Raw genomic sequence first — 1327 nt, 5'->3', positions numbered from 1 at the left:
TGTCCGAACCGGATAGATAGGTAACAGAATGGACCGATTGCATGGGTGACAGTTTTCTTGTCCGCCGGAGGACCGGCGATGGTTTGGCGAGAAACTGGCATTATGGACGATCGGCTTCGATTTGTTGTGGAGTGCCTTTCGGGCGAGGAGACGATGACGCAGCTTTGCGCGGCCTTCGAAATCTCGCGCAAGACCGGCTACAAATGGCTTGGTCGCTACCGGGCGAACGGGCCTGAAGGCTTGCATGATCTGCCGCGGGCGCCGCTCAACCATGGCCGGGCCACGGCCTTTGATCTGGTTGAGCGGATTGTGGCGCAGAAGGAGGCGCATCCGCTGTGGGGGCCGAAGAAGATCATGGCCAGGCTGAGGCGGAGCGAGCCCTCATGCGGCTGGCCGGCGGTCTCGACGGCGGGCGAGATCCTGAAGCGGCATGGTCTTGTGGGACGCCGGCGCCGGCGCTGGAAAGCGGCGGGCAATGGCCCATGGCCGGAGCCAGCGGGGCCGAACGCGGTGTGGACGGGAGACCACAAAGGCTGGTTCCGGACCCGTGACGGGTGGCGCTGCGAGCCATTGACGGTGATGGATGCCTCGAGCCGCTATCTGCTGGGGCTCGAGGCGACTGGCTCGACGGCCGATGAGGAGGCCTGGCCAGTGTTTGAGCGGCTGTTTGAGGAGAATGGCCTGCCGGATCGGTTCAGAAGCGACAACGGCCCACCATTTGCGTCGGCCGGCGTCAGCGGGCTGACGCCGCTTGCGGTGCGCTTCATCAAGCTCGGCATCGCCCTGGAGCGCATCCAGCCGGGCAAGCCGCAGCAGAACGGGCGCCATGAGCGTTTCCATCTGACCATGCTGCCGATGGCCAACGCACCGGAGGCCGACAGGGCGGCCCAAGCCCAGGCCTTCGAGGTCTTCCGGCGCAGCTACAATGAGGAGCGTCCACACGAGGCGCTTGGCATGGACACCCCGGCACAGCATTACCGTCCCTCGACACGCCCCATGCCAAAGACGGTCCCCGAGCCGGACTATCCGGCCGAGGCGGCGGTGCGCGGTGTGCGCCAGAACGGCGCCGTCAAATGGCGAGGCACCGAGATCTATGTCTCGGCCACGTTGGCCGGCGAACCGATCGCCATCGAGGAGACCGACAATGGCGAATGGACGATGCGCTTCTACGCCCATCCGCTCGGCTTCATCGACGACAAGCACAGGAAACTGCTTCGCCGCAGCGCCGCGCCAACCCAACCGCTTGGCGCTGCGGCGAACGCATCATAGGGGAGAAACTGTTACCTATGTATCCGGTTCAAAGTGTTACCCATCTATCGGCTGGACA

At 64.6% G+C, this 1327-nt stretch carries 1 protein-coding gene; it reads left to right on the top strand.

Annotated elements, in window-relative coordinates; translation table 11 throughout:
- Nucleotides 1-78 precede the first annotated feature (78 nt).
- Nucleotides 79-1269, top strand: a complete 1191-nt coding sequence (locus FJ424_RS33335; RefSeq protein ID WP_140660011.1) for an integrase core domain-containing protein — start codon at nt 79-81, stop codon at nt 1267-1269.
- Nucleotides 1270-1327: the final 58 nt, after the last annotated feature.

Origin of the sequence: Mesorhizobium sp. B3-1-8 (genome assembly GCF_006439495.1) — a bacterium.
Classification (GTDB): Bacteria; Pseudomonadota; Alphaproteobacteria; order Rhizobiales; family Rhizobiaceae; genus Mesorhizobium.
Note: the sequence above shows the minus strand (reverse complement) of the source record. Positions and strands in the feature narration are given on the sequence as shown.